This is a genomic window from Antarctobacter heliothermus, from assembly GCF_900188425.1.
GTDB lineage: Bacteria > Pseudomonadota > Alphaproteobacteria > Rhodobacterales > Rhodobacteraceae > Antarctobacter > Antarctobacter heliothermus.
The window spans coordinates 1-6,223 of the sequence record NZ_FZON01000109.1; the positions used below are offsets into that span (position 1 = coordinate 1).

At 61.8% G+C, this 6,223-nt stretch carries 9 protein-coding genes; 5 read left to right on the forward strand and 4 right to left on the reverse strand.

Annotated elements, in window-relative coordinates:
- Positions 1 to 230 (reverse strand): transposase (locus tag CHB90_RS25225; protein ID WP_212591658.1); only part of this gene is annotated, 230 nt, incomplete at its 3' end.
- Positions 231 to 334: 104 nt separating this feature from the next.
- On the opposite strand from CHB90_RS25225, the gene CHB90_RS25230 reads away from it, so the two are divergent.
- Positions 335 to 739 carry a (R)-mandelonitrile lyase gene (locus CHB90_RS25230; RefSeq protein WP_089280458.1) on the forward strand — a complete coding sequence of 135 codons (405 nt, stop codon included), beginning with the start codon at positions 335 to 337 and terminating at the stop codon, positions 737 to 739.
- Positions 740 to 898: 159 nt separating this feature from the next.
- A complete protein-coding gene (locus tag CHB90_RS25235) occupies positions 899 to 1,771 on the forward strand; it encodes a DUF817 domain-containing protein (RefSeq protein ID WP_089280459.1) in 873 nt (290 codons plus the stop codon).
- Here the strand turns inward: CHB90_RS25235 and CHB90_RS25240 are convergent.
- From CHB90_RS25240 to CHB90_RS25250, 3 genes are all read right to left on the reverse strand, one after another.
- Entirely contained in the window at positions 1,734 to 2,633 is a 900-nt protein-coding gene (locus tag CHB90_RS25240; protein ID WP_089280460.1) for a DMT family transporter, read from the reverse strand. The two genes, CHB90_RS25235 and CHB90_RS25240, sit on opposite strands and share 38 nt — an antisense overlap.
- A 91-nt stretch (positions 2,634 to 2,724) precedes the next feature.
- Entirely contained in the window at positions 2,725 to 3,624 is a 900-nt protein-coding gene (locus CHB90_RS25245; protein ID WP_089280461.1) for a fatty acid desaturase, read from the reverse strand.
- Positions 3,617 to 3,820: a DUF2061 domain-containing protein gene (locus CHB90_RS25250; RefSeq protein ID WP_089280462.1), complete on the reverse strand. Its 204-nt coding sequence runs from the start codon at positions 3,818 to 3,820 to the stop codon at positions 3,617 to 3,619. The genes CHB90_RS25245 and CHB90_RS25250 overlap by 8 nt, the downstream gene beginning before the upstream one ends.
- Before the next feature lie 107 nt (positions 3,821 to 3,927).
- Between CHB90_RS25250 and CHB90_RS25255 the strand changes: the two genes are divergently transcribed.
- The 3 genes from CHB90_RS25255 to CHB90_RS25260 all read left to right on the forward strand — a co-directional run.
- Positions 3,928 to 4,791: a helix-turn-helix domain-containing protein gene (locus tag CHB90_RS25255; RefSeq protein WP_089280463.1), complete on the forward strand. Its 864-nt coding sequence runs from the start codon at positions 3,928 to 3,930 to the stop codon at positions 4,789 to 4,791.
- A gap of 102 nt (positions 4,792 to 4,893) precedes the next feature.
- Entirely contained in the window at positions 4,894 to 6,111 is a 1,218-nt protein-coding gene (locus tag CHB90_RS27250; protein WP_245823384.1) for a hypothetical protein, read from the forward strand.
- The coding region (locus CHB90_RS25260; protein WP_245823383.1) for a transposase at positions 6,017 to 6,223 on the forward strand (207 nt) is incomplete at its 3' end. The genes CHB90_RS27250 and CHB90_RS25260, both read left to right, overlap by 95 nt.

Here is a 6,223-nt window from a genome sequence, read left to right on the forward strand (position 1 = left end):
TGGGCGGCGAGCAGCACGCTGGTCCGGATGAGCGAGCCGAGGTCATGGACGACATCTTCCTGACGCCGCGGATCGGTCAGCTGCGGGACCATCCATTCGACGATGCCGCTGCGCTCCATGATCTCGCGCAGCACCACGGCACCGGCATCACCGGTCAGCCGCTCGGCACGGCTTTCGACGCGCAGGGACCTGTTGAAGCTCGTGGCGACCGGCTGTAGCGTTTCACCCATGGCGTGCTCCGATGGCTGCTGTCGGATTTTGTCTAGCAGCTTGATTCTACAAAGCTTTCGCGGGCACGCCAGCTATTTCCCCTGATTTGGATGAATAAGCCGGGTTGATCCACCGCGCAGGCTCCCGCCCCAGCGTCACGCCCAATCCCGACTACTTCACCGGCACCGTCCGCTTTGACCCGATCATCGCCGCACCGGACCCGTCCCGCCTCAACGCCCTGATCGTCACGTTCGAACCGGGCGCACGCACCGCCTGGCACACCCACCCCCTTGGCCAGACACTGCAAATCCTGTCCGGCCTCTGCCTTGCCCAGAAAGCGGGCGAACCGGTGCAGGAACTGCGCCCCGGCGATACGGTCTGGTTTGCGCCCGGCGAAAAACACTGGCACGGCGCGGCCCCGGACGTGGCCATGTCCCACCTCGCCCTTCAGGAATCCCAGAACGGCAGCGCGGCAGACTGGCTGGAAAAGGTCTCGGACACCGACTACGCCGGCCCGCGCCAACCCTGAAAACCGCAAACCCCGGTTTCTTCTGTCCAAAAATATCCCGGGGGTGAGGCCGCAGGCCGAGGGGGCAGCGCCCCCTCCCCCCCCTCCACCGGTGCCGCCCGCAAAAAGGTCAGGCATCCCTGACTGGCCCGCATCCGCCCCGGCCCTATCAAGGCTATCATGACCACAACACGCCGCATCGAACGCGCGCTGGGGGACTTCACCCGCGCGCAACTCCCCACGGGTCTCGCGGACCTGCTGATGTTCATCCTCAAACAGGGCTGGGCCTGCCTGTTCGGTTTCCTGATGCTGGGCGGGTTGCTGGTCACGGACCGCTTCTGGCCGGATGATGCGCCGCTCCAGCGCTATGACCTGCTGTTCCTCTACGCGCTTTCCATCCAGATCGGCTTTTTGATCTTCAAACTGGAAACCCTGCAAGAGGCCAAGGTCATCTTGCTGTTCCACCTCACCGGCACCGCGATGGAACTGTTCAAGGTCAACGCCGGCAGTTGGGGCTACCCGGAACCCGCAGTGCTGAAATTCTACGGCGTGCCGCTGTTCTCGGGCTTCATGTATGCCGCCGTCGGCAGCTACATGGCGCGGGTCATCCGCATCTTTGACATGTGCTTTGCCCCCTACCCGCCGTACTGGACCAGCATCGCGCTGGCTGTGGCGATCTATGTCAACTTCTTCGCGCATCACTATCTGCCCGACGCGCGCTATGTGCTGATGGCCGCCAGCGTGCTGCTGTTCGTGCGCACCCGTGTCTGGTTCACCATCAACCGCACGCGGCGCTGGATGCCGCTGCCCCTCGCCGCCTTCCTGACTTCGATCTTTCTGTGGATCGCCGAAAACATCGGCACCAACACCGGCACATGGCTGTACAAGGGGCAGGACACGCTCGACCTTGTCCATCTGTCCAAGATGGGCTCATGGTATCTGCTGCTTTATGTCAGCTTTGCCACCGTGACGCTGGTGCTGCGCGATGCGCTGTCACCCGCACCACTGCACCGAGTCACAGCACCAGAACCAGCACCACAATCGACACCGTAAGCACGCCAATCCCGGCCAGTTCCCGCGCCGTCACCTTTTCGCGGAAAAACAGCACAGAGGCGGCCAGCGACAGGATCAACTCTACCTGACCCAGCGCATAGACATAGGCCGCCTTTTGCAGCGTGAACGCGGTGAACCACCCCATCGTCCCCGCCATAGAGGTCAGCCCCAGCCAGACCGCCTTGCCCCGCGCATCCCAGACCGCAGCCAACTGCCCCGGCTCGCGCCAGCGCAGCCAGACCGCCAGACCCGCCGATTGTAACAAGGTCACGCAAACCAGCGACACCGCCGCCCGCAACACCGGATCGTCGCTTGGCACCGCCAGCGTCGTGGCGCGATAGCCAATGCCCGCAACGGCAAAGAACACGCCTGACCCGACGCCCAGAACCACCGCCCGACTGGTCAAGCCACGCCACAGCCCCACCGCATCCGGCGTCCGCGACAGCATCAGCACACCGACCAGCCCGATACCGATCGCCAGCCACCCGGCGGCAGAGATCACCTCGCCCAGCACCACCAGCCCCATCAGCGCGGTCAGGATCACCTCGGTCTTTTTGAACGTGATGCCCACGGCGAAATTGCGTTCACGAAAGCACAGCACCACCAGCACCGTGGCCAGGATCTGCCCCAGCCCGCCGATCACCGCCCAGCCCAGGAAATCCACCCCCGGCAGCGGCAGCGCGGCCTCGGTCGCCCAGAAGTAGCCGGTCAGAACCACCGCTGCGGCGGGCATGGCATAGGCAAACCGCGCAAAGGTGCTGCCCGTGGCGCTCAGCGCGCCGCCTGCCAGCACCTTGTGCAACATAAACCGCACCGTCTGAAACGTGGCGGCGCAAAGCGTGGCAATTATCCAGAGATCCATGCGGCCATTAGGGTCAGCCGCGACCCAGTTGCAAGCCGCTGATCCCAGTTAGATCCAAACCGAGACCGCAAAGGCGCCGAACCCCGCCCCGTCAGCCTTTGGGGTACAACGGATGTGGCACCGGGTCTTTGGCCCGCCAGAAATAGCGCCGGAACACCTCGCCGTAAGAGGCATAGCGATACTCCCCGTTCCGGCTCAGATAGCGATCCCGGTTGTCCCGGTACATCGCGGGCAACCGATACCACGGCACCATCGCGTGCATGTGATGCACGATATGAAAGTTGTTGTTCAGAAACAGCAGCGCCAGCACCCCGCGATCCTCGATGATCACCGTCCGCGCCTGCGCTGTCTCATGGGCGCGGTGCTCCAGAAAGGTGCGGATCTTCAGCACCGACAGCGCCGCATAGGTGCTCAGCAAAAACGCCCAGACCGGCATCTGCCCCACCGTCCCCATCCACCAGTCCACCACAGCCACCGCCGGCACATGCAGCAGCCACCCCAGCGCCACGCGCCGATCCCCATGGCACACGGCCCGCAGATCGCCAAACACAAAACCCAGCGTCCCGATCAGCGGCCCCAACAGCATCCGCCCCGCCAGCGTGTTGTTCACCCGCAACAGCGCCCGCCCCCAGCGCGGCACCCGCCCCCACACCGCAGGGTCCATGAAATTGCTCTCCGGGTCGTCATAGGGGTCCGTCAGGATCGCATCGCGGTGATGCGCCATATGGGTGTCCTTGAACCGCAGGTACGGCACCACCAGCGACAGCGCCGGGAACACCAGCGCCGCGTTCCACCCCGGCGACCGGAACGGATGGCCGTGCAGCATCTCATGGCTCAGCGACGAATGCAGCGCCGCCCCGACCACCACCAGGACCATTCCCAACGGCAGCCAAGCCGCCGCCGCCACCGTGGTCCCCAGCCCCCAGATCGCATAACACGCGGCCAGCAACGCCAGTGTCGGCCATTCCAGCCCGCGCAGGCGCTCAGACATGGCGGCCCCAGCGGATGCCGGCCCAGACACGCTCATACAAAAGGTAGGTGACAAACCCCAGCGCGGCGTTGATCGCCGCCATGCCGCCGCCCACCATCAGCGATCCGGTAAAGGCGAACCCCACTCCGATCATGACCACCAGCCCCAGCAACGTCCAAAGGACGGATTTCACCAATGTGCGCGCCCGCGTCTCCATGTAACCTCCTGATTTTTCTGATCTAGCCATACGTTAACGCCGGCCCACGCGGCTGGGCACTCTGTGTATGGTTCACATTTCTCAGCAAACGTGACAATAATCACCACATGAGTGTTATTATCGACAAACGCGCCCGCGCCGCCCTGCTCCGCACCCGCCTGTCAGAGGCGATGGCCAAGGCAGGCTCGAATCAAACCGCTTTGGCGCGGGCCGTCGGCGTCGACCGCTCCACCATTTCGCAATTGCTCAAGGACAGTGGCGCGCGGCTGCCCAACGCGCATCTGATCGGGGCCTGCGCACAGGCGCTTGGCGTCTCGGCGGATTGGCTGCTGGGTCTGTCCGGGCGTCCCGAAAGCGCCGCGGATCTGCTTGCCAATTCCATGACCCTGACCGAGGCGCCCCGCGCGCTGGTCGATGAGCAGATCTTTGACTGGCACCGTGAGGCCGAGGGCTACAAGATCCGCTACGTTCCGCCCGCCCTGCCCGACATGCTCAAGACCCGAGAGTTGCTGGACTGGGAATACGCCCCCCATCTGGGCAAGACCACGCAGCAGGCGATCAACGCGTCAGAGGACCGGCTGAACTGGATGCGCCGCTCGCAGTCCGACTATGAGATTGCCCTGCCGCTGTTTGAGGTCGACTCCTTCGCCGCCGGAACCGGCTATTACGCGGGCCTGTCGGCGGACATCCGGCGCGAACAACTCTTGCGTTTGGCGGAACACTGCGAGTCCCTCTACCCCCGGCTGCGGTTCTACCTGTTCGACGCGCGGCGGCTGTATTCTGCGCCGCTGACCGTCTTCGGCCCGCTGCTGGCGGTGATCTACCTTGGCCGCAACTACCTCGCCTTCCGCGACACCAACCGGGTCGAGGCCATCACCCAGCATTTCGACCACCTCGTCAAAGAAGCCAGCATCACCGCCCGCGCCCTGCCCGACCATTTGCGGGCGCTGGAGGCGCGGATTGGGGGGTAGGGGGGAATGGACTTTCGTGGGCCGCTTTGGGCGCAGGGCGCTGTCGTCCAGAGCAGCGGCCTCCACGCCCAGCCGTCCCATGGCACTCGCCTCTGACGTTGCATGATGCGAGGCACTGAAACGAAGGACGGTAAGCCGACATTGGTCGCGCGCGCGATCCATTCTCGGAAGTTTCAAAAACTCTACGCTGAGAAAATTTTGGGGGTACATCAATGCTTCACATGGAATGACTTTTGCGCCATAATCGCAATATCTCAACCGCCTCTTTCCTTTACCCAGATTGGCAAGAATGGTGACGCTCAAACTGAAATATCATCTTTGCGACAGAAACAGGTAATACGGCTCGCCATGTTCAAATTTTTCAAACCCAAAAAAGCAATAAAGTCTGAGCTTGAGCGCTCACCGGATGCCGAACCTAAAAGCAAAACACCTCTCGGAACCACAGAGGGTAGACCACTGACGTCCAAAGAAATAGATTTTGGTTATTTTCTATTTTTGGGCAGACGACCTAGCGACGCCTCCATTGAAAAGTCGATTCAAGAAGGGATGGACATTGCTCGCCTGCGAAAAGTCCTTGGGAATTCCAAAGATTTTCTAAGGCTTATAAAGCAATCAAATCCAAATATTCTCAGCAGCGATGATATCGTACGTCCCAAGATTGAGAATACCATTGTACATTTGCACATCCCGAAAACCGCGGGGACCAGCCTTAATCGCGCCATTATTGAAAGCTGTCGAGGGTGGAGGTTCATTTTGGGAACCCGACAGCAATGTGCAGCCCAATTGAACGCCATGCCGGATAGGGAGCGTGCGAAAGTCGATGTTCTGACTGGGCACATATCTCCCGATATTGCGGATTTACTGCCTCGACCTCCAATTTTTGTTTGCATGTTGCGAGAAGCCAAGCCGCGCATCTTCAGTTACTTTAAACACCTAAAGGCCAAACCTGAACACCCATGGAACAAAGAGGTTTCCAGATTTGGGGATGATTTCGGAGGCTTTCTTGAGTTTGTAAAAACCAGAGGGGCCGTGAGAGCGGAGTTCGACAATGGTCAAGTGCGGCAACTCGCCAGTGACAAGACTGCAAACGGCTTCGGCATGGCTTTGTTGCGCAAAGGCTGGTTGAGGGATTCATCTCGTGAATCCAGCGTGGTAGCTGTCCTGCATGAGCAGACCGATCCCGCCGAGCTACAAGACCAAGAACTGGCCGGCCTACAACGAAGCGCTGAAGCAGCGCGGCTCCCTGACGATCTGGTTCGACCCGGACATGGTCTGGGTGCCACCGCCGACCGGCAAGCGAGGCCGGCAGCCGCTCTATAGCGACGCCGCGATCCAGGCATGCCTGACGATGAAAGTCCTTTTCGGCATGGCGCTCCGGCAGACGACCGGGTTCGTTGAAAGCCTACTGAGCCTGGTCGGCCTCGACTGGGCG

Coding starts and splice junctions, on each gene's coding strand:
- CHB90_RS25250 (WP_089280462.1), bottom strand. CDS start 3,820: ATGGAGACGCGGGCGCGCACATTGGTGAAATCCGTCCTTTGGACGTTG.
- CHB90_RS25240 (WP_089280460.1), bottom strand. CDS start 2,633: ATGGATCTCTGGATAATTGCCACGCTTTGCGCCGCCACGTTTCAGACG.
- CHB90_RS25255 (WP_089280463.1), top strand. CDS start 3,928: ATGAGTGTTATTATCGACAAACGCGCCCGCGCCGCCCTGCTCCGCACC.
- CHB90_RS25245 (WP_089280461.1), bottom strand. CDS start 3,624: ATGTCTGAGCGCCTGCGCGGGCTGGAATGGCCGACACTGGCGTTGCTG.
- CHB90_RS27250 (WP_245823384.1), top strand. CDS start 4,894: ATGATGCGAGGCACTGAAACGAAGGACGGTAAGCCGACATTGGTCGCG.
- CHB90_RS25235 (WP_089280459.1), top strand. CDS start 899: ATGACCACAACACGCCGCATCGAACGCGCGCTGGGGGACTTCACCCGC.